The following is a 1166-nucleotide window of genomic DNA, read 5'->3' as shown; positions in this document are numbered from 1 at the left end:
TGAAGTACCACAAGTTGCTGAAGAATTAGTCGAACCAGAACTTGAGTCAGAAAAACCAGAACCAGAAAGCTCGGTTGAAACTGATGAGAACATCGTAGTTAGTGATTCCGATGACGCTCCAATCTTCGCTGATCAAGTTCCATCAACAGCTTCTATGCAGACACCTAAAACAGCGCCGCCTGTAGCAACACCTGCAACACCAGTTGCGATTAGCGGAAAACTCACCGTACGCTCCAATGTGTATGGAGATACCGTACTCATCAACGGCAAGCCATACGGGTCTAGCGCACTTGAAGTTGAGTTATCACCAGGCACTTACACAGTTGAAGTGACCAAAGGCGGTTTCCAAAACTGGCGTCAAGAAATATACATCGCAAAAAATAGCGATCAGACCATCGTCGCAGAACTCCAGCAGTACACGACCGTTAACTACCGAAACGGTGTTTGGGAGCACGGTGTACAAACTGGTGAGGGCCGCTACCAAGACGGCGCGCGCATCGACTACCAAGGTTCATTCGTCAATGGACAGTTTCATGGTTATGGCTCCGCGCGCTATGGCGATGGTTCACGCTATCAAGGTGAATGGTTTGAAGGCGAAAGAAAGGGACAAGGCACATTCGTCAGCAGCAATGGCGACACTTATGTTGGACAGTTCTCTGGTGACAAATTTAACGGGGATGGCACACAAACCAAAGCCAATGGCGACATCTATACAGGTTATTGGATCGACGGCGAGTTAAGTGGCCAAGGCTCTCTAACCACCCGAGACGGTTTACTTTATGTTGGTGGTTTTAGTGACAACCTATTCCACGGCAATGGCACCCTTACTTACCCAGATGGCGGCACATACGAAGGTTCTTTCTCTAACGGTTTGTTCCACGGCAAAGGGGTTGAAGTGTATGCCAGTGGCAAGAAATACGAAGGGCAATTTATTGAAGGCTTGTATCACGGCAAGGGTGAAATACTAAACCCTAACGGAAGCAAAATAAGCGGTACATTTAAAGATGGAGAACCTTTTGGAAAAGTAACGCTCACCACTGAAGAAGGTGAAGTGTTTACGGCACGTTCTTCAGAACCTGGTGTGTGTTATCGTCCGAAAAGCTACCGTGCAACGCAATGCCCTAAATTAGACGGCTGGTAATCGACACACGATCCGCCAAAACGCA

General features: G+C 47.9%; 1 protein-coding gene. It reads left to right on the top strand.

Annotation, left to right across the window (positions count from 1 at the left end):
* Window positions 1-1141, top strand: a 1141-nt coding sequence (locus tag A3738_RS14145) for a PEGA domain-containing protein (protein ID WP_068763655.1), incomplete at its 5' end; no start/stop codon positions are given.
* Window positions 1142-1166: the final 25 nt, after the last annotated feature.

This window comes from Oleiphilus sp. HI0066 (assembly GCF_001635725.1).
The sequence above is the reverse complement of the archived record's forward strand: the minus strand, read 5'-3'. Positions and strand labels throughout refer to the sequence as shown.